Genomic DNA, 23,819 nt, shown 5'->3' on the forward strand with positions numbered 1-23,819 from the left:
GGCCGGCCATGGGCCCCGTCATCGCTTTTTTCCTTTTTTGAACAGAGCGTCCGGCCAGCTTTGCAGAAACATGTCTGTGCTGCCCGTACATACCAATTATAGGGAACGCCGCCGTGGTTGTCAAGCAAAAACAGCCTTTTCCGCGCCGGCGGGCGGGGTTGCCCGGGGCGGTCAGTCCGGGCTCTCCCCGCTGTTTTGGGACAGCGTGAGCGCGTCGCACAGGCGGGCAAAAACCGGCGCCAGCGTCTCGCCCGCCTCGTGGGTGGAGTCCTTGAGGATAACGATGGTATAGCGCGGGGCCTCCGCGGGATAATATCCCGCAAACCAGCTGTCCAGCAGCTCATTGCCGTCGCTGTCGGTGCGCCCGGTCTGGGCCGTCCCGGTCTTGCCCGCCGCGCCCCCGCGGGCGGGCTCCGCCTTGCCGGCAATGCCCTCTTCCACCACCCCGCGCAGCATCTGCTGCAGCTTGTCGTTGATCTGCTGGGGCAGCACCCGCATGGTCTCCTGCGCGGGCGCCTCTTCCACCACCCTGCCGGTGGCCGTCTCCACCTTGCCCCGCACCAGGGTGGGCCCGATGTAGACGCCGTCGTTGGCAAAGGTGTTGAAGCAGGCCGCCAGCTGCACCGGCGTCGCCAGCAGCCGCCCCTGCCCAAAGCTGACCGAGGCGAGCTGGCCGCTGTTTTTCAGTTCCTCCGCGCCGGGCAAATTGCCGCTGGCGCCATAATACCCCTCGGCCAGCGGGGTCGCCCGCCCAAACCCCTCCAGCGTGGCAAGCTCGCAGATCGCCTCCCCGCCGAGCTGCTGCCCCAGCCAGATAAAATAGCAGTTGCAGGATTGTTCCAGCGCGGACTGCATGGTCATCTGCCCATGCGCCTTGTTGTTGTTGCAGTGGTACAGGTGGCCGTCCACCTCGATAACGCCCGTGCACTCGTATCCCGCATTTTCGTCAAAACCCGCCTTGAGCGCCGCCGCCGCCACGAGCGGCTTGAATACCGAACCCACGCTGTAGGCGCTGATGGCCCGGTTCAGCAGCCCCGTGTCGTTTGCCTCAATGCTCTTTGCCACGTCGTAAGGGTCGTATCCCGGCGTGCTGACCACAGCGCGCAGTTCCCCTGTGCTGACCTCCATCACCACGATGGCCCCGTGCGGGATCGCCTCCAGCGCGATCCCCTCGCACACCCGCTGCAGGTCCCGGTCCAGCGTCAGCTGGATCGAAAACCCGCTCCCGCTCCGGCGCACCAGCTCCGGTTCCGTGCCCGCCATCAGCCCGCCCGCCGCGGTGGTGACGCAGCGCACATAGGTGCTGTCCCCGCCCCCGGCCAGCAGCCCGTCATAGCAGCGCTCGATGCCCGAAACGCCGCTGCCGTCCTGCCCCAGATAGCCCAGGGTGTGCACTGCGATGGGCGCTTCAAAATAGCGGCGCGGCTTGTCAAAAACATAGACGCCGAGCGCTTCATCCACTTCGGAGGCCAGCCCCACCAGGGACGGCTTGGCCCCCTCAAGGCTGTAAAGCCGCGCCGCCGTGTCCTCGGTAAGCGAGCGATAAAGTTTGGCGTAGCTGTCGTCCCCCGGCAGGGCCAGCGCGACCTGTTCGGCCCCCACCCCTGTCAGCGGCCGCATGCGGCAGTCGTAAATTTCTGCCCGGCCGCCGTACAATGGCAACAGGCAGCTGCTCTGCACCGCTGCCGCCTGTGCCGACTGGGTATTCATTGCCAGCCCCACCAGCCGGGTCTGCAGCACTGCAAACAGCAGCAAAAAAGACGCCACCACCGTGACAAAGCGCTTATCCCTCACCCGATCTCCCCCTTTTTTCCTATTCTGCGCTTCTGCCCGCGGCTTTAAGCAGCCCGGCCGCGTGTTTCGATTGAATCGCCGTTCCCGGATATGGTAAAATGTCCCTGAGGGCAGAGCAGGGCTTATCCCCGCGCCCGTCTTTGCCCCCGCCGGGCTGCCGGGCGCAGGGCGCGCTTTTATGCCTGCCCTCTGTATTCCCCGTTCCCGCAAAGCACCGATATCTCTGGAGGAAACGCCGATGAATCTGCTTGTCACACTGGACGTAAACTATATCCCCGTTCTTCGGGTGATGCTCTATTCGCTGCTGAAAAACAACCCGGGCGAACGTTTTTTTCTGTATATCGCCCACAGTTCGCTCACCGGCGAGCATCTGTCCGCCATCCTGCGCGGTCTGGACGGCTCGCGTCTGACGCTGATGCCGGTGGAGGTGGACGACAGCGCCCTGGCGGGGGCCCCCATTGAAAAGCGCTATCCCCGCGAGATGTATTACCGCCTGTTTGCCGCCCGTCTTTTGCCCGGCGATCTCGACCGCATCCTTTACCTTGACCCCGACCTGGTGGTGCTGGGGCAGGTGCGCCCCCTGTATGAACTGGAACTGAACGGGGCCTGGTTTGCGGCGGCCAGCCATGTCAAGCGCACCTTTCAAAAGCTCAACGAGCTGCGCCTGGATATCCCGGAGGGCGGAGCTTATGTCAACAGCGGCGTGATGCTGATGGATCTTGCCGCCCTGCGCGCCGGGCAGGACCCGCAGCAGGTGCTGGATTATATTGAAGAAAACAGGGCCAGGATGATGCTTCCGGACCAGGATGTTCTCAATGCGCTCTATTATGACCGCATCTTCCAGCTGAACCCGCTGGTCTACAACCTCTCGGAAAAATTTCTTGCCCACCACAATCTGAACCTGAAAAACCAGCCGGTAGATCTGGACTGGGTAAACGCCAACACCGTTTTTATCCACTACTGCGGCCGCAACAAACCCTGGAAGCCGGGGTATCTGGGGGTGCTGGACTCTTTTTATCATCGTTTTCAGGAGGAACTGGCCGCGCGTGAAAGCTGAACGGCGACAGCGGCGCAAAAGAGCCTTTCCCGCCTGCTTTTTTATGGATAAAAGCCACAAAAGCCGCCTCTGACAAAGGGCGGCTTTTGCCGTTTGTCATCAAACTGTAAATCTTTTGTGTAAATTTTTCCCTGCCGGAAGACAAATCGCCTCCCTTATCGTATAATGGTCAGGGCGGCGGAGAAACTCTGTTTAGGCCCCCGGATGCACCATTGGCCCGGGCGGCGCGGCGCCCGTTCAAACGCTGCGGCCCTTGCCCGTTTAAAGCCGGCATTCCCCGCAGAAATGCGCCCAAGCGGGGCCATTATTTTTATTTGGAGATGATCCCCATGTGGAATGAAGAAAACAGGGCCGCTTTCCGCGAGCTGATCGCGCCCATGCTGCAGGCCGAGGAAGTCCAGGCCATGCGCGGGATCTCGCAGCATGCGGAGGGCATCAGCTGCTATGAGCACTGCGTTTTCGTCTCTTACGTCAGTTTTGTGCTGGCCCGCCGTCTGGGGCTGGACTGCCGTGCCGCCGCCCGCGGCGGCCTGCTGCACGACCTGTACCTCTGCGACTGGAGCAAAACCGATATCGGCCGGTTCGAGCGGCTGATCGTCCATCCGCTGATGGCGCTGCAAAACGCGGAAAAATTTGGTCTGAACGACCTTGAGCGGGATATCATCGTCAAACACATGTGGCCGTTGACCCGCGCTTTGCCCCGTCACCGCGAGAGCTTTGTGGTCAGCCTTGCCGATAAGCTCTGTGCGACGGCGGAGATGCTGCATGTATACAAGGCCGCCCGGGTGGGCCAGCGGCTCGCCTTTGCGCCCGCCGCTGAAAACGCCTGACACCGGCGGCAGGCTCCTCTGTCCGCAGCGGGCAGGCGTCTGACAAACAAAAAACAACAAAAAGGAACCGGCTGTATCCGGTTCCTTTTTTTGTTATCGATCTTTTTCTTTATTCGTACAGGGCCGCGCCGTCCGGCATTTCCTGTCGTTTTTTGAGTATTTTACCAATGACCAGGGCAAAAACGGCGCTGCTGATCAGGCCGCCGGTTACATCCGCGATGGGTTCCGCAAAAAAAGCGGCCTTTGCGCCAAACAGAGGCGGCAGCAGCAGCGTCGCCCCCAAAAACAGCCCCTTGCGCAGCAGCGAGAGCGGCACGGCGATGCGGGCGATGCCCAGCGCCGTCAGGCCGTCTACAAAGGTATATTGAAAAGCAAGCACCAGAATACCGCAGGTAAAGACCCGGATGCCCCACACAGAGAGGGCCGTGTACTGAGGGTCCTGGGTGAAAATGCGCACAAACACCTGCGGGATCACCTGCGAGATCAGTAGCATCACACCGTTGAACGCCGCACAAAGCGCCAGAATGCTGCGAAAACCGCTGCGGATGCGGTCGATCTTTTTTGCGCCGTAGTTAAAGCTCAGCACCGGCTGGGTGCCGCCGGTGATACCGCCGAGCGGCATGGTGATCAGCTGCATATAGCTTTGCACGATGGTGGCGCAGGTGATGTACATATCCCCGCCCTGCGGGCCGCCGTACCGCTGCAGCACGCTGTTGAGGGCGATGAGGATCACACTGTCCGAAGCGGTGATCAGGAACGGGGAGACGCCGAAAGTGAGTACCCGACGCATGATGCGCAGATCGTAGCCCTGGAACGTGATGCGCACCCGTGTGCGCCCGCCGAACAGAAAGATCAAGGTGAAAGCGCAGCTGGCCGCCTGTGAGAGCACGGTCGCCGCGGCCGCGCCCGCGACCCCCTGGTCCAGCACAAAGATAAAGACCGGGTCCAGCAGAATGTTGGATATCGCGCCGATGAGGACCGTGGCCATGCCGATCGTGGAAAAGCCCTGGCAGACGATGAATTGGTTGAGCCCCACCGACAGGATCGAAAACACAGTGCCCAGCAGGTAGACAGTGAGATAGCTGTTCGCGTAGGGGTAGGTGGCCTCACTGGCCCCAAACCAGTGCAGCAGCGGCTCCTTTGCCGCAAGAAAAACCGCTGTCAGCAGGACGGATAGCCCCAGCAGCATAAGAAAACAGTTAGCCAGGATCGCCTGCGCGCCCTTGCGGTTCCCCTCCCCCATGCGCATGGCCAGCAAGGGTGCGCCCCCAACGCCCACCAGAAAAGCGAAAGAAGAGATGAGGCTGACGATGGGGCCGCATACCCCTGCCCCGGCCAGAGCCAGACCACCCACCCCGGAGATATTGCCGATATACATGCGGTCCACAATGCTGTACAGCACGTTGACGAACTGCGCCAGCATGGCGGGGATAGCCAGCCGCAGCACCAGCCCGCCTACCTTGTCCCGCCCCAGGTCATTGAGTCGCGCCATTCCACTGCCCCTTACAAAAAAATCCGGCACCGCCGCACGGCGATGCCGGAACTGATTATAGCAAACAGTGCCGGAAAGAGCAAGAAAAATCTTTTTCCCCTTTCACCCAGAAAGCCCCAAACAGAAATGGAAAAATTTTTAAATCAAGTGTTGACAACCGGGAGGCAAGTTTGCTATAATAATCGAGCAGTCAAGAGACCGCAAGACCCGTGGGGGTGTAGCTCACTTGGGAGAGCGCTTGAATGGCATTCAAGAGGTAAGGGGTTCGATCCCCCTCATCTCCACCACTGAAAACCCGCTTAAACAAATGTTTAAGCGGGTTTTTTCTTGTTTTAATTGCCCCAATACGGCGCCCTACAGCTCGGTGCTGATCTTTGCAATAGTGGAAATCTCTCTTTTTTCTCTGCCTCTTTGGGGAAACCTCGCTGCGCGACGCTTTTTTCTCCGTCCTGCCCGGATTTTTTCGCGGGGCGGCTGCGTCTGTTTGTTTTATAAACCATTACAAAAAAGGGCTGTCGGGCGTTTTGTCTGCCTTTGCGCCGTTTTGTTCTGCCTGCGGTCTTCCAGCTTCTTTTTGCGCGTCATGCTGCGATGGCGCGTTTTTCTTTTTATAATCCTCGCCCCAGCTCCACATGGCGTCCAGGATGGGCTTCAGGCTGTAACCTGTGTCGGTGAGGGTATACTCCACCCGCGGGGGCACCTCGGCATAAACTTTGCGCAGCAGCAGGCCGCTTTCCTCCATGGCGCGCAGCTGTGCGGTCAGTACCTTTTGGCTCACCTTGCCGATGGAGCGCTTCAGCTCTCCAAAACGCCTGGTGCCGCCCATCAAATCGCGCAGGATCAGCACTTTCCACTTATCGCCGATCAGGGTGAGGGTGGTTTCCACCGGGCAGGCCGGCAGATTTTGGGTTTCCATGGACTGTCTCCTCCGTCCAATAGTTTCTTTTAGGTAACTACAGCACAAAATTGTGCTTACTTTACAATTCATCTGTACGCTCTTATTATGAACACAGGGACAATCAAACGCAAGCCCCAAATAAAAATAGGGAGGTCATCCCATGAATGAAGCCGTAAAATTTCTCACCGAAAATCCTGTGCAGTATCTGGCGACCGTCGGGCGCGACGGCAGGGCAAAATGCTGCCCCTTTATGTTCTGCTTTGAGCGGGAGGGCAAGCTGTGGTTCTGCACCAACAACACCAAAGAGGTGTACAAGGACATGCAGGCCAACCCCTATGTGGAGGTCTCGGTCTCCAGCCCGGCTTACGCCTGGATCCGCCTGTCCGGCAAAGCCGTTTTTGTGGATGACCCTGCGGTGAAAGAGGGCTGCATGGCAAACCCCATCGTGAAAAGCCAGTACGGCGCCGCCGACAACCCTATCTTTACGGTATTTTATCTGGAAAACGCCCACGCCGTGATCGCCGATTTTTCCGGCGACCCGCCGCAGGAATTTGACTGGTAAAAAGCTTTGTCCGGCGGGCGGCCCTTTTCGGCTTTCCCCGCGGGGACACCCTCAAAGCGGGACAAGGAGGCATTTTATGACAGCAGCGGAGATCTTGGAGATCCTGCAGCGGGACGTCCATTCTGTCGTTTTTGCCACAACAGATGAAAACGGCCTGCCTCAGACCTGCGTGATCGACCTGATGCTGGCGGATGAGGGCGGGCTGTACTTTCTCACCGCCAAGGGCAAGGCCTTCCACCGCCGTCTGACCGCGTCGGGATTTGCCGCGCTCAGCGGCATAAAGGGAAGGACCACGCTGTCCGCCGCGGCGATCTCTGTGCGCGGCGCGGTGCGCAGCATCGGGACCTCGCGGCTGGAAGAGATCTTTCAAAAGAACCCCTATATGGCCCGCATCTACCCCACTGCCGCGAGCAGACGGGCCCTGGAGGTCTTTCAGCTCTACAGCGGCGCGGGAGAATACTTCGACCTTTCACAACAGCCGCCTTTCCGTCAGGCTTTTTCGTTTGGAGGATGCCGGGCCGCCCCAGGCGGATACCGCATCGACAGCTCACGCTGCACCGGCTGCCGGGCCTGTCTCACCGTCTGTCCCTGCGGCTGCATCAGCGCAAAAACGCCGTGCAGCATCAACGCCAGCCACTGCATCCACTGCGGCAACTGTCTGCAGGCCTGCCCGGCGGGCGCTGTGTCGCAGCTGGGATGAACCTTTTGGGGAGGCACAAAGATGGACAGATCAGACCGGGTGGAACAACTGCAAAAACTGAATGCGATGCTGCTGAAAGACCTGCCGCAATACGCCGCAGAGGCACAAGCTTTTCCGCTGGAAGAGACGGCCCAGCGGCGTCTGCTGCGCAGCTTGATGAACCTGCGCCCGCCCCTGCCGCTGCAAAAAGACTTTTTGGCGCTGCAGGATGCGCTTTTAAGCCGGGAACGGGATGAAAAAGGGATCGTCAGCGCCCTGTCTCTGCCGTGTACCGCCGCAGACCCCCGCCTGTGCCTGTGGCGCGGGGATATCACCCGGCTTGCCGCCGACGCCATCGTCAACGCGGCGAACAGCGCCCTGCTGGGCTGTTTTATCCCCTGCCACGGCTGCATCGACAATGCCATCCACTCCGCCGCAGGGCTGCAGCTGCGCGACGCCTGTCACCGCCTGATGCAGGCACAGGGCCGGGAAGAGCCGGTCGGCGGCGCAAAGATCACACCGGGCTACAATCTGCCCGCCCGGTTTGTGCTGCACACGGTGGGGCCGGTCGTGACAGGTGCCGTCGGCGCGCGGCACCGGGCGCAGCTGGCGTCCTGCTACCGCTCCTGCCTGACCCTGGCGGCGCAGCAAGGGCTGGAGAGCGTGGCCTTTTGCTGTATCTCCACCGGCGAATTCCATTTTCCCGCCCCTGAAGCGGCTCAGATCGCCGTGACTGCCGTGAAAGAATTCTTGCAAGACCAGACCTCCGTCAGAAAGGTGATCTTCAATGTCTACAAAAAGACCGACGACGACCTCTACCGCAGCCTGCTGGGGCCCGATCGCGCGCCTGAAAGCTGAGCTGCAGACAGCCGATGCAGTGGTGGTGGGCGCGGGCTCCGGCCTCTCCTCGGCCGCCGGGCTGACCTATTCCGGGGAGCGGTTTGAAAAAAACTTTGCCGATTTTATCGCCAAATACCACTTTCGCGACATGTACTCCGCGGGCTTTTATCCTTTTCCCACCTCGGAGAGCTATTGGGCTTACTGGAGCCGCCACATCCTCTGCAACCGTTACGACCGCCTGCCCGGACAGCCCTATGCTGACCTGCGGGCGCTGCTGGAGAGAAAAGAGCACTTTGTCCTCACCACCAATGTGGACCACTGCTTCCAGTCCGCCGGGTTCGACAAGCGCCGCCTGTTTTATACCCAGGGTGATTACGGCCTGTGGCAGTGTTCCCTGCCCTGCTGTCAAAAGACCTATGACAACGAGCCGGCCGTGAGGCGCATGGCGGCGGAGCAGCGGCAGATGCGTATCCCCTCGGAGCTGATCCCCCACTGCCCGGTCTGCGGGCGGCCCATGTCGATGAATCTGCGCTGTGACGAGACCTTTGTCCAGGACGCGGGCTGGTACGCGGCCCGCGGCCGGTATGAGGAATTTCTGCGCCGGCACGAAAACGGTCGGGTGCTGTATCTGGAGCTGGGAGTCGGCGGCAATACGCCGTCGATCATCAAATATCCCTTTTGGCGTCTCGCGCTCCAAAACCCCGACGCCGTTTATGCCTGCGTCAACCTGGAAGAGGCCGCAGCCCCGCGCGAACTTGCCGGGCGCAGCATCTGCATTGGCGAGGACATCGGCGCGGTGCTGGCCCGGCTGCGTGCCTGAGACCGCCTCGCCGTAAAAAAGCAGCGATCTTTACAAAAAGAAGAAAACATTGCGTCCGGCGGCAGCACCGCAAAAGAGGCCATGGGGCCTCCCTGTGCCGCCCCCTCAGCGGCGCTTTTCGCGGCGCTGCGCTGGTAAACCGGCTTTTGCACCGCGTCTTTGTCCATGCTCACAATGGCGCCTTTCGCGGCGCGGCGCGGGCAAACCGCAGCATCCGAAAATGCCGTGCGGGGAAAAACCGCGGCATGCAGTCCTGCATCCACATGCCCCAGGGCCGGGCCGCTATCGCGCAAACCGCATCATTGGGTGACGCCGTGCAGGGAATAGCCGGGGAACGGCCCCGCATCCGCATCCCGCAAAGCCGGGCCCCTCCCTTTATCGCGCCAAAATCGTGTGATCCCGCTGATCCTGTGCGGATTCTGCCCAAACCCGCCTGAACGCGCCTGTTTTGTGACAACAGGCGCGTTTTCTGTTTCTTCAGCAAATTGCCGCCCTGCAGCCCGTGCGACCTAAAAGCAGTACTTCCTATCGGTCAAATCCGACTTGTTCTTTTTTTGTATCGGTACAGAAGTGAAAAATCTCTTTTTTAGAAAGAGCTTTCTGCTTGACAGAAAACCGTATCAGTCCTATAATACAGTTAAACCGTATTAATTGAATGATACAGTTTATGATTCAAAGTGGAAAGGGGTTGGGACCGTGGTCTCCTTCGACCGCTTTATCCTGCAGGACGGCATCCCCCTCTATCTCCAGATCGTGCGCTATCTCCAGCGCGGCATCGTTGCGGGGACCATCCTGCCGGGGGACGAGCTGCCCTCCCGGCGGGTGCTGTCCGCACTGCTGGGGGTCAACCCCAATACGGTGCAAAAAGCGTATCGCCTGCTGGAGGACAGCGGCGTCATCTCCTCCCATACCGGGGCAAAAAGTTTTGTCTGCGCCAGCGGGGAGGTCGTCGCCCGCATCCGCGCCCAGCTGCTGGAAAGCGACGTCAAAAACGCCGTCGGCGCACTGCGGCAAAGCGGGCTTTCCAAAGCGGAAGCGCTGGCTCTGGTAGATCGTTTTTGGGATCAGCTGCCCGGAAAGGAGGAAAAATGAAACGTCATCTCTCGGTGCTGATGCTTTTTGTCCGCAGCACCATTTACAAGGCTGCCGCCCTTGCACTGCTGTCCGGCGCCGTGGAAGCCGCTCTGTTCGCGTTCGCCGCCTGGCGGCTGCGCGGCGGCCCTCCGGGGCTGGAAACGGTCTTTGCCGCCAGCTTTGTGCCGCTGGGGAGCGCGCTCTTTTTTCTGCTGCTCTGCGCGCTGCTGTGTTTCACCGGCTGCGACGCCCTGGGCAGCCGGCCAGGGTACACGCTGCGGCGGCTGCGTATCAGCGAGCGGCAGACCGCGGGCTGGGCCATCCTGTGCAGCACGGTCTGCTTTTTGGTGTTTTGGGCGGCGCAGCTTTTGACCGCGCTGCTCCTGTGCCGCTTTTACCTGGCATCTGCTGAGCCCGCCCTGCGCGGTCAGACGATCTTTCTCGCTTTCTATCGCGTTCCCTATCTGCACAGCCTGCTGCCCCTGCGGGACACAGGGCGGGCAGTGCGCAACCTGGCCCTGCTGGCGGGGCTGGGCGTCACGACAGCCTGTTTTCCTCTGCGGCAGCGCCACGGGGAACAGCGGCTGGAACCGCTGCTGCTGGCGGCCGTTGTCTGCGTGGCGTTTGCCCAGCCCATGGCGAGTTTCGGTTCCGATCTGCTGCTCACGCTGATTGCGCTGGCCCAGGGCGCCTGCGCCCTTTTCAGCCTGTGGAAAGGAGATATGGATGAAAAACGCGCTTGATGCATGGACGCCGCCGGGCATCCGTGCGGCGGCCGAGATCAAATGGATCGCCGCCGGGCTCTCGCTCAGCTTCCTCTACAGCCTTAAATTTGTGTTCCGCTTTCTCTCGCACCGCAGTGAGCTGCTCTGGATGGTGGAAAACGTTCCCCCGCCGCAGATGCCGGAGGTCTCCATGCCCGGGTTCTTCGCTTTGCTGGATCACGGGCTCGCCGGCTTTGCCGCTGTGGCGGTGTGTATGGCAGGCCTTGCCCTCTACCACTGGTTTTACCACTATCAGGGCAGCAAAAGCATCTACCTGATGCGCCGCCTGCCCCAGCGCTGGGAGCTTTTGCGCCGCTGCGCCGCGCTGCCCGCTCTGGGGGCCGCGGCCTGCCTTTTCACCGCGCTGCTTCTGCTGGCGCTTTACTGTGCGATCTATCTGCTGTTTACGCCGGACGGCTATCTTCCCCTGCAGCCGTGGCACTATTATTTTTGAAAGGCGGGCCGAGACGATGCTCAAACTGGAATCAGTAAGCAAATCCTACGGGCGCAGGCAAGCGCTGGACCGGGTAGACCTGGAGCTGCGGCCCGGGGAACTGGTGGGCCTGTTCGGTGAAAACGGCGCGGGCAAGACCACCCTCATGAAATGCATTCTGGGTTATCTGGACCACCGAGGCAGCATCACGCTGGACGGCGCGCCCGTGACGCGCAAAAATATCGGCCGCCTCTCTTTTGCGACCAGCGAGCACTCCTTTTTCCCCACCCTGCCCGCAGAGGCCCACCGCGAATTTTACCGGCTGCATTTCCCCCACTTCCGCGAAAAGCGCTTTGAGCGGCTGATGGACTTTTTCGAGCTGCCGCGCAGCAGAGAGCTGCGCCGTTTTTCCACCGGGCAGCAGAATCAGTTCGAGGTGATCCTGGCGCTTTGCCAGGGCGCGGATTATATCCTTATGGACGAGCCCTTTGCCGGGAACGACATTTTCAACCGCGAGGATTTTTATAAAGTGCTGCTGGGCATTTTAGAGCCGGGCGAGACCGTGCTGCTCTCCACCCACCTGCTGGAAGAGGTGGAGAACTTCATCAGCCGCGCCGTGCTGCTGCGCAGCGGCAAGATCGTGGGAGATATGCCGATGATGGAACTGGAAGAGTCGGGCCGCAGCCTGATGGATTTTGTCAAGGAGGCCTATCAGTATCGGCCGGACCGGGTCAGCCGCGCCCTGTCCGATCTTGCCCCGGAGGAGGAATGATCTATGCGCAGAAGCCTGACCCTGGCCTGTGTCCTGCTGCTGCTCTCCGCCGGCGTCCTGCTGGGCGCCTTTGCCCTGTCCCGGGGCTGGGAAGCAGGCGTTTTGATAGACGCGGACACGCTTTCCGGCGACCCCGCCGCGGCCGAGGGCATCGCCGTACAGGTGCGCGCCGGGTGCGGCGGTCACCTGTTCTGGGACACCGCCTGCCGCGCGGGCAAAAACCCATCGGCCCAAACGGACTTCTCTTTTTCCGGCACAGAGCGCCGGGAGACACGGCCGCGCTCCCCCTCCCTCTCGCTTTACGTCAGCTGCGACGGGGGCGTCAGCGGCAGTGACATCGACCTTTTGAGCGACGATCAATGGGGGCTGACGGTGCGGCCCGCCGCCGCGGTGGCAGAGCGCACCGCGCCGGGAGAAAAGCGCACCGAGACCCTCCCTCTCCGCGATTATTACGACGTGTATCCCCTCTTTTTGGACCTCTCTTTCCCGGACTGTGTTTACAATGGCACCGAAGAGTTGCAGAAAGCGGTGCGGGACTATTTTCAGTTCCCCGTCCCCGAGGATCACCTGGTGCAGGTCACGGTGCAGAAAGACGGCGGCGGCAGCGTCTCCAACGTGGAGATCTCCTCCGTGGGGAGCATCGGGGCGCTGTCCACCGCGTCGGTCGTGACCGAAAGCGGGTGTTTTCTCGCCTTTTCCGGTTCTTTCACGGACCGCGCCTCGCTGGATTTCAGCCGCGTGCCCGGCGGCTACGGCCTTTACTATCTTCCACTTGAGAAAAGCCAGTCGCAGGATTGCGTCGTCACCCTGACCGCCGGCGCGATCACAAGGGTCTTTCCGATAGACGAAAAGGCGAGCGAAGTTTACGCCCTGGCCGCCAGTGCGGACGGAGAAGAACTGTTTCTCTTCACCCGCGAGGCGGACGCCTTTTGGTTGACGGTCCTCGACGCCTCCGGGACGCGGCAGCTGCAAAAATTCTCTTTTATGCCCGCCGGGGAGGGCAGCATCTTCTGGAACCAGTGGTTCTACCCGGAATTTATGGTCATCCAGACCGGCGAGGGAAACTTTGCGCTGATCCGCTCTGACGGGGAGGGCGGCTATGAGACCGCTTTTACCTGCGACGCCGGAGAGGACGGCTTCAAACTGCTGGGACACGACGCGGTCTTTGCCTATGACGGAGTGCGTCTGGTGGCGGCCACGCCGCAGGACTATTCTCTGTGCAGCTTTTATCTCTCCGTGTTTGAAGAGGGCCGCCTCGCCTACGCCGGTCTCTACCGGCACAGTCTGGATCTCTCCCCTCCCGCCGACTACGCTTACCGCTGCCGTCTGGCGGAAGCCGATCCTCTGGAACTCAGTTTTTTGCCGTCCTGAACGGATTATACACCCTGGCGCGCCAGCTCCCGCTTCCCCTGCCCCGCCGGTCCGGGAGACGGCTGCGGCGCGCGGGCGGGCGCGCAGTGACCTCTCCTTTAAAAAAGCGGCGGCCCGCGGCCTCTGCGACGGCCGCAGCGGGAACCGGGTGCGCGCCCTGCCTCCAGGTCTGCTGTGCGGCGGGCATCCCGCGCGCTCGGCGCGGCGCGGAAGAACTTCTGCTCGTCCCCCGTACCGCCGCCGGCCCCCCACACCAGAACCGGCGGTCCGGCAAAAAAAGAGAGGCAGCCCTCAAAGGCTGCCTCTCTTTTTGCTGCTTTTAAATGGAAATGACCTTGGACATCTCATACAGCGCGGTGTGGATGCTCTTGTGCATATTCAGCGCTTCGGTGATGTCAAAGTCGACGATATCGTTGCCGCGGGTGCCCACCACGCGGTTGAACTTGCCGTCCAGCAGCAGCTGCACTGCGTGATAGCCCATCTGGCTGGCGGAGACGCGGTCGCGCAGGGTGGGGCTGCCGCCGCGCTGCACATGGCCCAGAACGGTGGCGCGGCTCTCGATGCCGGTCTTTTTTTCAATGATCTCTGCAAAGTCGTGCGCGCGGCCAACGCCCTCGGCCACGATGATGATAAAGTGCTGCTTGCCGGTGCGGCGGGTGTCGTTCATGCGCTGCACGATGTCCCGGTCGATATCAAACGGGACCTCCGGGATCAGGGTCGCCAGCGCGCCCACGGCGATGCCGGTGTTGAGGGCCAGATAGCCCGCATTGCGGCCCATGACCTCCACCACGCTGCAGCGGTCATGGCTCTGGGTGGTGTCGCGCAGCTTGTCGATCATTTCCACCGCGGTGTTCATGGCGGTGTCATAGCCGATGGTATAATCGCTGCAGGCAATGTCGTTGTCGATGGTGCCGGGCAGACCGATGCAGGGGATCCCCTGGGCCGCCATATCCTTGCAGCCGCGGAAAGAGCCGTCGCCGCCGATGACCACCAGCGCGTCGATGCCCAGCTCGCGGCAGCGGTCCGCCGCTTTTTTCTGGCCCTCGAGGGTCTTGAACTCCAGGCAGCGGGCAGTGTAGAGCATGGTGCCGCCGCGGTGGATGATCTCAGAGACGCTGCGCACATTCATCTCCTTGATATCGCCGTTGATCAGGCCGTTGTAGCCGCGATAGATCCCCATGACCTTCATGCCGTGATACAGGGCGGTGCGGGTGACCGCGCGGATCGCCGCGTTCATGCCCGGCGCGTCGCCCCCGCTGGTCAGAACGCCAATGGTTTTGATCTCTTTTGCCATGTGATGTGGCCTCCCTAAAATTAGTCTCCAATTCCTCTCTGGGCCGCGCGGGCGATGCCCCGGCGATAATTTCCCAATTACTCATTATAGAGGGTTCCCGATTTGGAATCAAGCGCCGGTCTGAAAGTTACATCAATAGTCCATCCTTACTTGACAACAACACATTCCCGGCCCAGCAGTTCGGACAGTTCAGACAGCAGCCGCGGACTCTGCAGCGCCCACAGCTGGCGCGGCGCAAGCACCACCTTGCCGGTGTCCTCAAATTTGATCTTTACCGGCATATCCCCGGAAAAGATCTCCAGCAGGTCTTTTACCCGCGAAAACTCTGCGCCCTGCATGGAGGCCAGCTTCAGGTACAGCGTGGCCGCATGCTCCTGCCGGGGCGGCGGGGCGGCCGGGCGCTGGGGCCCTCCCGCCCGGGGGGGCTGGTACTGGTCCACGGCGCAGATCTCGTCCGCCACCAGCTTGGCGCCCTCCTCCTCTTTTACGGACACCCTGCCCCGCACCGCGACCACCGCGTTTTCAAAGATGGCCGGGCCGCACTGGGTGAGCACCTTGGGGAAAACCAGCAGTTCCAGCGTGCCCGTCAGGTCTTCCACCGTGACAAAGGCCATCATGGAGTCAGAGCGGGTGGTCAGGTATTTGATGCGCACCACGGCGCACACCAGTGTCACCTGCCGGTTGTCCATCTGCTCGGCCTCTTCGCCCGAGAGCGAAGCGATGGTCGCGGTCGCAAAGCGGTCGATCTTGTCCCGGTACTGGTCCAGCGGATGGCCGGACAGGTACAGGCCGCTGATCTCCTTTTCCATGCGCAGCAGCTCGTTGTGGGGGTATTCCGGGGTCTTGGGCAGATCGTAGCGATTCTGCTTTTCCTCCTCGTCAGTGCCGCCGAACAGGCTGATCTGTCCCTCAAGGTTGCGGCGGTTTTCGCCCTCGATGCTCTTCAGCATGCTCTCCAGGCTCTCCAGCATGGCGTGCCGGCTGTCCCCAAACGCGTCAAAAGAGCCGCTTTTGATAAAGCTCTCGACGGCGCGGCGGTTGATCTCGCGGCCGTACATCTTGCTGCAGAAGTCGTACATGCTGGTGTAGGGGGCCTCGCTCCGCTTTTGGATGACGGCGTTGATGAGATTGCGCCCCACGTTTTTGAGGGCCAGCAGGCCGAAGCGGATATCCTCCCCGTCCACCGTAAAGCCCAGGCCGCTCTTGTTGATGTCCGGCGGCAGCACCCGGATGCCCAGCCGCTGGCACTCGGCGGAGTACTCGATGACCTTGTCAGTATTTTCCAGCACGCTTGTCAGCAGTGCGGCCATGAACTGCCTGACATAATGGCATTTGAGATACGCGGTCTGATAAGCCACTACGGCATAGGCGGCGGCGTGGGATTTGTTAAAGGCGTAGGAGGCAAAGCTGGACATCTCGTCAAAGATATCGTTTGCCGCCTGCCGCGGGATGCCGTTGGCCACACAGCCCGGGCACTCCTTGCCCGGCTCCTGGCAGCCGTCGATAAAGTGCGCGCGCTCCTGCTCCATAACGTCATGCTTTTTCTTGCTCATGGCCCGGCGCACCAGATCGGCCTGTCCGTAAGAAAAGCCCGCCAGCTCCCGGCAGATCTGCATGACCTGTTCCTGATAGACGATACAGCCGTTGGTGACGCCCAGGATATGCTCCAGCTGGGGCACTTTGTAGCGCACGGCCGACGGGTCGTGCCGGTTGTGGATATAGGTCGGGATCGAGTCCATCGGGCCGGGGCGGTACAGCGAGATGACGGCGATCATATCCTCGATGCCGGTGGGCTTGATCTGGGCCAGCACCTGGCGCATGCCGTTGGATTCGAACTGGAACACGCCGTAGGCGTCGCCTGTGGACAGCATCTCAAAAACTTCCCGGTCGTCGTCCGGCACCTCGTCCAGGCAGAAATCCGGGTCAATGGTCTCCCGCACCATCTTTTCGGCGTCGTGCAGCACGGTCAGGGTGCGCAGGCCGAGAAAATCCATCTTCAGCAGGCCCAGCTCCTCGATGGTGGTCATGGTGAATTGGGTCACGATCTGCCCGTCGTTGCTGGAAAGCGGCACATATTCATTGGCGGCCTCGCGGGTGATGACCACGCCGGCCGCGTGGGTGGAGGCGTGGCGCGGCATGCCCTCGATCTTGAGGGCCATGTCGATCAGCTCGCGCACCTTTTCATCGCCGTCATAGAGATTTTTCAGCTCATGGGAGACTTTCAGCGCCTTGTTCAGCGTCATCTTCAGCTCAGAGGGCACCAGCTTTGCGACCTGGTCCACAGACTGGTAGGGCATCGCCAGCACCCGGCCCACATCGCGGATGGCGGCGCGCGCCGCCATGGTGCCGAAGGTGATGATCTGGGCCACGTGGTCGGCCCCGTACTTGCGCACCACGTAATCGATGACCTCCTGCCGCCGCTCATAGCAGAAATCCACGTCAAAGTCCGGCATGCTGACCCGTTCGGGGTTCAAAAAGCGCTCGAACAGCAGATTGTAGCGGATGGGATCGATGTTGGTGATACCCATGCAGTAGGCGGCCAGACTGCCCGCGCCGCTGCCCCGCCCCGGCCCCACCGGGATGCCCTGGCTGCGCGCGTAGTTGATAAAATCAAAGACGATCAGGTAATAGTTGATATACCCCATGCGGTCGATGACCGAGATCTCGTACTCCAGCCGCTCGCGGATGTCCTGCGGCACCGCAGGGCCGTAATGGCGCTGCAGGCCCGCCTCGCAGAGGGCGCGGAAATAAGCGCCGTTGTCCTGCCCGTCCGGCGCTTCAAAATAGGGCAGCTTGGTCACGCCGAACTCAAAGTCGAAATCACACATCTCGGCGATCTTGTTGGTGTTCTCGCAGGCCTCGGGCGCCATGGGGAACAGCCCGTACATCTCCTCGGTGCTCTTGACATAGAACTCGTCGGAGCCGAACTCCAAAACGTCGTCGTCCTCCACCGTCTTGCCGGTCTGGATGCAGATCAGGATGTGGTGCATCCTGCTGTCCTCTCTGGTCAGATAGTGGCTGTCGTTGGTGGCCACCAGGGGGATGTCCAGCTCCCGCGCCAGCCGGATGAGCTGCGGCAGCACTTCCCGCTGTTCCCGCAGGCCGTGGTCCTGTATCTCCATATAGTAGTGGTCGGGGCCAAAGAGCTCCTTGTAAAAAAGAGCGGTCTCCCGCGCCTTGTCCAGATCTCCCGCCAGCAGGGCCTGCGGGATCTCCCCCGCCAGACAGGCCGACAGGGCGATCAGCCCCTCATGGTGCTGCCGCAGCAGGTCGTGGTCGACGCGCGGTTTGTTGTAAAAGCCGTCCACAAACCCCGCCGATACCAGCTTGATCAGGTTTTTGTAGCCCGTCTCATTCTCGCACAGCAGCACCAGATGATAATTTGCCGAGTCGATGCGGTGCACCTTGTCAAAGCGGGTGCGGGGCGCCACGTAGACCTCGCAGCCGATGATCGGCTTGACGCCGGCCTTTTTCGCGGCCTTGTAAAAGTCCACCGTGCCGTACATCACGCCGTGATCGGTGATGGCCACCGCGGTCTGGCCCAGCTCTTTGACGCGCTCGAACAGCCGGTCAATGCGGCAGGCGCCGTCCAGCAGGCTGTACTCGGTGTGCAGGTGCAGATGCGTAAATTGTCTGTTTGTCTCACTCATGCGTTTGTTCCCTGTTCTTTTTACTGATTTCTTCCGCCAGGCCCGTGAGCTTTTTCATCCGATGGCAGACCCCGGCCCGGCTGAGCGGCGGCTCCAGCAGCTTTCCCAGCTCCGCTAAAGAGTACTCCGGGTACTCCTCCCGCAGGCAGGCGACCGCCTTGAGTTCTTCGGGCAGCGTCTCAAAGCACTGGTTCTCCCGCAAGATCCGCACCGCGTCCAGCGCGCTGCCGGAAGCGGCCACGATCTTGTCGATATTGGCGTTCTCACAATTGGTGATGCGGTTGGCTTTGTTGCGCAGCTCTTTGTAGACCTTTTCCTCCATCACCGCCAGGCTGGCGCTGGTGGCCCCCATGGCGGTGAGCAGGTCCTCCACCTGCTCGCTGGCCTTAAAGTACAGCACCTGCGCCGACCGGCGCTGCGCCCGCCGCGGCTCAAAGCCCCGCTCCCGCAGCTGCGCCTCCAGGTCCGCCATCAGGTTGCGGCGGGTGCTGACAAATTCCAGGCTGTACTCCCGCGCGGGGTCGGCCACCGTGCCGCAGCAGAGAAAGGCCGACGAGAGAAAATGATAAAAACAGGCCTCGCAGGCAAAAACGGCGGGGTCGATGCGCAGGCTGGGCTCCCTGCCGGTGAGGTCGTACTCGGCCAGCAATCTGCGGGCCATGGACGGGTCTTTGACCGCAAACTCGTACACCACGCTCTCGGAGCGCTGCTTTTGGATCACTTCGCCCCGCACCCCGATGCGCCGGAACAGCTTTTGCGCCGTCTGGGCCACCAGCGCCCGCTCGGTGTGCAGCACCACGCCCTTTTCGTCAAAATATTTGGCAAAGCACGCAAAGCCGCAGCAGGCCGCGCGCAGGCAGCAGGGCCGCTGGACGCTTTTTTTGCACAGTTCGGTCTTTACTCTGCCGGAAAAGCTCATCCGCTCACACGTTCCTCTCCACATCCCGGTGCAGGATCGACGCGCGGTAGCCCGCCGCGCTCACCGAGGCATACAGCTCCCGCGCAAAGGTCACCGAGCGGTGTTTGCCGCCCGTACAGCCCACCGCGATGGAAAGCTGGCTTTTGCCCTCTTTGACATAGAGGGGCAGCGAATATTCCAGCAGGTCCCTGAGCCGCGCCAGCAGCCCCTGCGATTCCTCAAACCCCAGCACATAATCCCGGACCTCCTGGTCCAGGCCGGTCTTGTGCTTGAGCTCGGGGATATAAAAGGGGTTTGGCAGACAGCGCACGTCAAAAACCAGGTCGGAGTCTTTGGGGATGCCGAACTTGAACCCGAACGAGATCACGGTGACCGCCATGCCCTGGCGGATGTCCTCGGTGAAAAGGGAGACCACCCTGTCCCGCAGCTGGGCGGTGGAGAGCACCGAGGTATCGATGACAAAGTCCGCGCTCTCGGCGATGGGGCGCAGCATCTGCCTCTCGCGCCGGATCGCCTCCTCAATGGAGACGCGGTTTTTGATGCTCAGGGGATGGGTGCGGCGCGTCTCTTTATAGCGGCGTTCCAGCACCTCGTTCTGCGCGTCCAGAAACAGGCACTGAAACGGCACGCCGCTTTTGTGCAGCTGGCTCATCGCCTCCGCCAGGCCCCCGTACTCCTCGCCGCCGCGCACATCCATCACCACGGCCAGCTTTTCGATCTCGTTGCCGCTCTGCATCGAAAACTCAACGAACCGGCACAGCAGCGCGGGGGGCAGATTGTCGATGCAAAAATATCCGATATCCTCCAGCGCGTGCACGGCAAGCGATTTTCCGGCCCCTGAAAGGCCGCTGACGATCAACAGTCCCATCCTTGACTTCCCCTCTTTTGCGGGCCCTCAGCGAACGACCCTGATCTCCTTTTCCAGACGGTAACCGGTCTTTTCCTCCACGACGCGGGCCACCTCGTCGGCCACGGCCAGCACGTCCCGGGCGCTTGCGCCGCCCAGGTTGACCACAAAGCCGCTGTGCTTTTCGCTCACCGCGGCGCCGCCGATGCGAAAGCCTTTCAGCCCGCAGCTTTCGATCAGCGCCGCCGCAAAAGCGCCCTGCGGGCGCTTGAACGTACTGCCCGCGCTGGGCTTGTCAAGCGGCTGTTTTTCGGTGCGGCGGCCCATGAACTCCTCCATTTTCGCGCGGATCTGTGCGGGTTCGCCCTGGGTCAGGGCAAAATCGGCGGCCAGGATCACGCCGCCCTGCTGTTCAAAACGGGAGGTGCGGTACCCAAGTCCCAGTTCGGCCCTGTCCAGCTCTCTCAGCTCGCCCTCCGCCGTCAGGCAGCGCACCTGTGTCAGCACGTCTTTCATCTCGCCGCCGTAAGCGCCCGCGTTCATGTACACAGCGCCGCCGACCGAGCCGGGGATGCCATAGGCAAATTCCAGGCCCGACAGGCCCTTTTTTGCCGCAAAAAGGCAGACCTGGGCCAGCGAGGCCCCGCAGCCTGCCCTCAGGCAGCCGTTCCCCTCCGCCCGGACGCCGTCCAGCCCCATGCCCAGGGAGATCACCGCGCCCTCAAAGCCCTCGTCGCTGAACAGTGTGTTGGACCCCTTGCCCAGCAGATAAACGCGGCAGCCCGCGGCACGGCACAGCTCCAGCGCCGCTATGAGGGCGTTTTCGGAGGCGGGCAGGCAAAACAGCCGCGCCGGGCCGCCGATGCGGAAAGTGGTGTGCCGCGAAAGCGGTTCCTGCAGGCGCGCGTGCACCCCGGCCGCTTCCATCTGGCCCGCCAGTATCTGGTAATCGATCATCCGTTTCCTCCTGTAACGCAGTGATGCCTACACAAAAAAGCCGCACAGCGCATCCCCGCCGGGATGCGCCGCGCTTGCAGGGCGGGCCTGCAGGCCCTCTCTTCCAGTTTACTCACTGATGTCGTTTTCCAGTCCGAGTTTTGCCATCAATTCTTCCGCGGCGTTGTAGCCCATCTTTTTCTGCCGGTTGCAGATGGCCGCGGTCTCCAAAATCACCGCCAGGTTGCGGCCGGGGTGCACCGGCACGACGGTATAGGGCACTTCCAGCCCCAACAGCTCGATGGTCTCGGACTCCAGCCCCGTGCGGCTGTAATTTTTGGTCTTGTCCCAGGGCTGCAGCTCCACCACCAGGTCCACCCGCTCGGACGCCTTGACCGCGCCGGAGCCGAACACCCGCGCCACGTTGATGATGCCGATGCCGCGCAGCTCGATAAAATGGCGGATATTTTCGGGCGCAGTGCCGACGATGGTGCGGTTGGAGACCCTGCGCAGCTCCACCGCGTCGTCCGCGATCAGACGATGGCCGCGCTTGACCAGCTCCACCGCGGTCTCGCTTTTGCCCACGCCGCTCTCGCCCAGGATCAGGATGCCCTCGCCGTAGACCTCGACCAGCACGCCGTGACGCGTCACCCGCGGGGCCAGCTCCACGCCCAGGATGGAGATGATGTCCGACGTCAGGCGCGAAGTGCTCTCTGCCGCCGACAGGACGGGCACGCCGTACTGGGTGGCGAATTCCAGCATGGAATCATAGATATAAAGGCTGCGGGAGACCGCCACGGCTACCGGCTTGGTAGCAAACAGGGTGTGGATGCGGCTGCGCCGCTCGTTTTCGGGCAGCGCCTCTAAAAAGGACATCTCCACCTTGCCGCAGATCTGGATGCGGGTGGGGTCGAAATACTCGTGATAGCCCGCCAGCAAAAGGCCGGGGCGGTTGACGTCGGCCGAGGTGATCCTGATCTTGTCGACATCGCAGGGGGTATAGACGACCTCCAGGCCGAGATCGTTGACCAGCTTGGAGAGACTGACTGAAAATTCCATTTTCACAACCTCTTTCTGCGCGCGCCGCACACCGGTGCGGATAGAGGCGCGGTACTGACAATATTATAGTATAGAAAGGCCCCTCAGTGCAACAAACGGTTGCACTAAAATGCAGGTCTGTTATAATGGGCTTGTCGGATTTTTCTGTGGCGCCGCGTTTTAGCCGTATCCGAATAAGGAAACATGACCGCAAAGGGGGCAATTGGGGCGCATTGCTGCGTTAAACCACTTTGCCAGCCATACAGGATGCCTGCAGTGGTTTGCCTTGCACTGCATCCCCAATTGCCGCCTTTGCGGCGCTGCGCGGTCGAGCCCCACGATTTTGGATGCAGCGTGGGCGAAAACCAAGGGCGCAATCCTGTATGGATTGCCCCGCGGGTTTGAACCTGCGCTGCGCTAAAATCGTATGGCTCGACTCTTGTTTCCTTGTCCGGATCCGGCTTTATGGAAAAAGCGGGCTGTTTTGCGGCGGAGTTTTCTCCGTTTTCAGCCCGCGCAAGAGTAAAAAGTGAGGTGCGATTCATTTTATGAAGATCGCGATTTTTGCAGAGACCTATTACCCGTTCATCAGCGGCGTCGTCACCCATATCGAGACGCTGAAGAACGGCCTGGAGGCCCAGGGGCATCAGGTGCTCATCGTCACCATGAACCCCAAGGCCAGCCACCATTATCTGAAGGACGGCATCCTCTACTGTCCGTCCATCCCGCTGAAAAAGATCTATGGTTACGGCGTGGCCAACCCCGTCAACCTGAGACGCCTGTCCTATCTGCGCGCTTTCAACCCGGACGTCATCCACATCCAGACCGAGTTCACCATGGGCCTGTTCGGCCTGTTCTGCGCCCGCCAGCTGAAAAAACCGGTGGTATACACGCTGCACACCATGTACGACGACTACCTGTTTTACGTGGCCCCCAGCGAGCGGATGCAGAAAGTGGTCAAGCCGGGCGCGCATTGGTACTTTAAAAACGTGGCCAAAAAGGCGACCGAGATCATCGGCCCGTCCCCCAAGGTGGTGGAATTCCTGCGCCGCTGCGGGGTGGAACGCCACATCAACATCATCCCCAACACGGTGGACCTGAGCGATTTTATGGTGGAAAACATCGACCCGGCCGCAGTGCAGCAGGCGCGGGAAAAGCTGGGCATCCGGCCCGGCGACGTCTCGATGCTGTTCGTGGGCCGGCTGGGCAAGGAGAAAAGCCTGGACGTGCTGGTGGACTTTTTCAGCGAAAATTTTGCCGGCGAAGAGCGGTTCAAGCTGTTCCTCATCGGCGACGGGCCCGAGGCCGAGGCCCTGCGCGCGCAGATCGCCGCCCGCGGCGTGGAAAAACAGGTGCGCCTGCTGGGCCGTGTCGACCACGACCTGCTCCCGCCCTATTTTCAGGCCTGCGACCTCTTCACCACCGCTTCCCTGTCGGAGATCAATTCCATCTCGATGCTGGAGGCTATGGCAAGCGGCCTGTATGTGGTGCAGCGGCTGGACCTGTACAACCGCGAGCAGATCGACCAGGGCAAAAACGGCGACGTGTTTGTGGACGCTTCCGGTTATGCCAAGATCATCCGCGATTGGGACGCGCTGAGCGACAGCGAAAAAAGCGCCCTGCGCGCGGGGGTATCGGACACCACTCGCCGCTATGGTGAAAAGGAGTTCACCCGTTCGGTGATCCACGTCTACCAGCGCGCGGTCTACGAATACAGCATGAAAATCAAATGACGGGAGTATTGCCATC

22 protein-coding genes and 1 tRNA gene are annotated in these 23,819 nt (G+C 61.3%); 13 read left to right on the forward strand and 10 right to left on the reverse strand.

Annotation, left to right across the window (positions count from 1 at the left end):
* Window positions 1-171: 171 nt before the first annotated feature.
* Entirely contained in the window at window positions 172-1,794 is a 1,623-nt protein-coding gene (locus tag H8S23_RS13880; RefSeq protein WP_186886444.1) for a penicillin-binding transpeptidase domain-containing protein, read from the reverse strand.
* Window positions 1,795-2,032: 238 nt separating this feature from the next.
* Between H8S23_RS13880 and H8S23_RS00955 the strand changes: the two genes are divergently transcribed.
* Together H8S23_RS00955 and H8S23_RS00960 are read left to right on the forward strand one after the other, a co-directional pair.
* Entirely contained in the window at window positions 2,033-2,851 is an 819-nt protein-coding gene (locus H8S23_RS00955; RefSeq protein ID WP_186886445.1) for a glycosyltransferase family 8 protein, read from the forward strand.
* A gap of 329 nt (window positions 2,852-3,180) precedes the next feature.
* Window positions 3,181-3,681, forward strand: coding sequence for an HDIG domain-containing metalloprotein (locus H8S23_RS00960; protein ID WP_243165796.1), 501 nt, complete (start codon window positions 3,181-3,183; stop codon window positions 3,679-3,681).
* Between the two features lie 109 nt (window positions 3,682-3,790).
* On the opposite strand, the gene H8S23_RS00965 is transcribed toward H8S23_RS00960, so the two are convergent.
* Window positions 3,791-5,173: an MATE family efflux transporter gene (locus H8S23_RS00965; protein ID WP_186886446.1), complete on the reverse strand. Its 1,383-nt coding sequence runs from the start codon at window positions 5,171-5,173 to the stop codon at window positions 3,791-3,793.
* Window positions 5,174-5,384: 211 nt separating this feature from the next.
* Between H8S23_RS00965 and H8S23_RS00970 the strand changes: the two genes are divergently transcribed.
* Window positions 5,385-5,460: transfer RNA gene (locus tag H8S23_RS00970), tRNA-Ala, on the forward strand.
* A 212-nt stretch (window positions 5,461-5,672) separates the two neighbouring features.
* On the opposite strand, the gene H8S23_RS00975 is transcribed toward H8S23_RS00970, so the two are convergent.
* Window positions 5,673-6,089, reverse strand: a complete 417-nt coding sequence (locus tag H8S23_RS00975; RefSeq protein WP_186886447.1) for a winged helix-turn-helix transcriptional regulator — start codon at window positions 6,087-6,089, stop codon at window positions 5,673-5,675.
* A 142-nt stretch (window positions 6,090-6,231) separates the two neighbouring features.
* On the opposite strand from H8S23_RS00975, the gene H8S23_RS00980 reads away from it, so the two are divergent.
* The 9 genes from H8S23_RS00980 (at window position 6,232) to H8S23_RS01020 (ending at window position 13,386) form a co-directional block, all read left to right on the forward strand.
* Window positions 6,232-6,633, forward strand: coding sequence for a pyridoxamine 5'-phosphate oxidase family protein (locus H8S23_RS00980; RefSeq protein WP_186886448.1), 402 nt, complete (start codon window positions 6,232-6,234; stop codon window positions 6,631-6,633).
* A 76-nt stretch (window positions 6,634-6,709) separates the two neighbouring features.
* Entirely contained in the window at window positions 6,710-7,333 is a 624-nt protein-coding gene (locus H8S23_RS00985; RefSeq protein ID WP_186886449.1) for a 4Fe-4S binding protein, read from the forward strand.
* A gap of 21 nt (window positions 7,334-7,354) precedes the next feature.
* Window positions 7,355-8,170 carry a protein-ADP-ribose hydrolase gene (locus tag H8S23_RS00990; RefSeq protein ID WP_186886450.1) on the forward strand — a complete coding sequence of 272 codons (816 nt, stop codon included), beginning with the start codon at window positions 7,355-7,357 and terminating at the stop codon, window positions 8,168-8,170.
* Window positions 8,100-8,972, forward strand: coding sequence for an SIR2 family NAD-dependent protein deacylase (locus H8S23_RS00995; RefSeq protein WP_186886451.1), 873 nt, complete (start codon window positions 8,100-8,102; stop codon window positions 8,970-8,972). Before H8S23_RS00990 ends, H8S23_RS00995 begins: the two co-directional genes overlap by 71 nt.
* Window positions 8,973-9,668: 696 nt before the next feature.
* The gene (locus tag H8S23_RS01000; RefSeq protein WP_186886452.1) at window positions 9,669-10,064 is read left to right on the forward strand and encodes a GntR family transcriptional regulator; all 396 of its coding nucleotides are present in this window, start codon (window positions 9,669-9,671) and stop codon (window positions 10,062-10,064) included.
* Window positions 10,061-10,789, forward strand: coding sequence for a hypothetical protein (locus tag H8S23_RS01005; RefSeq protein ID WP_186886453.1), 729 nt, complete (start codon window positions 10,061-10,063; stop codon window positions 10,787-10,789). Before H8S23_RS01000 ends, H8S23_RS01005 begins: the two co-directional genes overlap by 4 nt.
* Window positions 10,773-11,264 (forward strand): hypothetical protein, encoded by a 492-nt coding sequence (locus H8S23_RS01010; protein ID WP_186886454.1) that lies wholly within the window; start codon window positions 10,773-10,775, stop codon window positions 11,262-11,264. The genes H8S23_RS01005 and H8S23_RS01010 overlap by 17 nt, the downstream gene beginning before the upstream one ends.
* Before the next feature lie 16 nt (window positions 11,265-11,280).
* Window positions 11,281-12,015, forward strand: coding sequence for an ATP-binding cassette domain-containing protein (locus H8S23_RS01015; protein ID WP_186886455.1), 735 nt, complete (start codon window positions 11,281-11,283; stop codon window positions 12,013-12,015).
* A 3-nt stretch (window positions 12,016-12,018) separates the two neighbouring features.
* On the forward strand, window positions 12,019-13,386 hold the full coding sequence (locus tag H8S23_RS01020; RefSeq protein WP_186886456.1) for a hypothetical protein: 1,368 nt from the start codon (window positions 12,019-12,021) through the stop codon (window positions 13,384-13,386).
* A 319-nt stretch (window positions 13,387-13,705) separates the two neighbouring features.
* Here H8S23_RS01020 and pfkA read toward each other — a convergent pair whose 3' ends face one another.
* The 7 genes from pfkA to H8S23_RS01055 form a co-directional block, all read right to left on the reverse strand.
* Complete coding sequence (gene pfkA, locus H8S23_RS01025; protein ID WP_186886457.1) at window positions 13,706-14,680, reverse strand: 6-phosphofructokinase; 975 nt, start codon at window positions 14,678-14,680, stop codon at window positions 13,706-13,708.
* A 146-nt stretch (window positions 14,681-14,826) separates the two neighbouring features.
* The gene (locus tag H8S23_RS01030; RefSeq protein ID WP_186886458.1) at window positions 14,827-18,330 is read right to left on the reverse strand and encodes a DNA polymerase III subunit alpha; all 3,504 of its coding nucleotides are present in this window, start codon (window positions 18,328-18,330) and stop codon (window positions 14,827-14,829) included.
* Window positions 18,323-19,249 (reverse strand): DNA-binding protein WhiA, encoded by a 927-nt coding sequence (gene whiA, locus H8S23_RS01035; RefSeq protein ID WP_186886459.1) that lies wholly within the window; start codon window positions 19,247-19,249, stop codon window positions 18,323-18,325. Before whiA ends, H8S23_RS01030 begins: the two co-directional genes overlap by 8 nt.
* 4 nt (window positions 19,250-19,253) lie before the next feature.
* Window positions 19,254-20,117: an RNase adapter RapZ gene (rapZ, locus tag H8S23_RS01040; protein ID WP_186886460.1), complete on the reverse strand. Its 864-nt coding sequence runs from the start codon at window positions 20,115-20,117 to the stop codon at window positions 19,254-19,256.
* A gap of 27 nt (window positions 20,118-20,144) precedes the next feature.
* Window positions 20,145-21,053 carry a UDP-N-acetylmuramate dehydrogenase gene (murB, locus tag H8S23_RS01045; RefSeq protein WP_186886461.1) on the reverse strand — a complete coding sequence of 303 codons (909 nt, stop codon included), beginning with the start codon at window positions 21,051-21,053 and terminating at the stop codon, window positions 20,145-20,147.
* A 108-nt stretch (window positions 21,054-21,161) separates the two neighbouring features.
* Window positions 21,162-22,091: an HPr(Ser) kinase/phosphatase gene (gene hprK / locus H8S23_RS01050; RefSeq protein ID WP_186886462.1), complete on the reverse strand. Its 930-nt coding sequence runs from the start codon at window positions 22,089-22,091 to the stop codon at window positions 21,162-21,164.
* Between the two features lie 104 nt (window positions 22,092-22,195).
* Window positions 22,196-22,615 (reverse strand): hypothetical protein, encoded by a 420-nt coding sequence (locus H8S23_RS01055; protein ID WP_186886463.1) that lies wholly within the window; start codon window positions 22,613-22,615, stop codon window positions 22,196-22,198.
* A 3-nt stretch (window positions 22,616-22,618) separates the two neighbouring features.
* Between H8S23_RS01055 and H8S23_RS01060 the strand changes: the two genes are divergently transcribed.
* Window positions 22,619-23,803 carry a glycosyltransferase gene (locus H8S23_RS01060; protein WP_186886464.1) on the forward strand — a complete coding sequence of 395 codons (1,185 nt, stop codon included), beginning with the start codon at window positions 22,619-22,621 and terminating at the stop codon, window positions 23,801-23,803.
* The last annotated feature ends 16 nt before the right edge of the window (window positions 23,804-23,819 follow it).

Origin of the sequence: Anaerofilum hominis, assembly GCF_014287275.1 — a bacterium.
GTDB classification, from domain to species: Bacteria; Bacillota; Clostridia; order Oscillospirales; family Ruminococcaceae; genus Pygmaiobacter; species Pygmaiobacter hominis.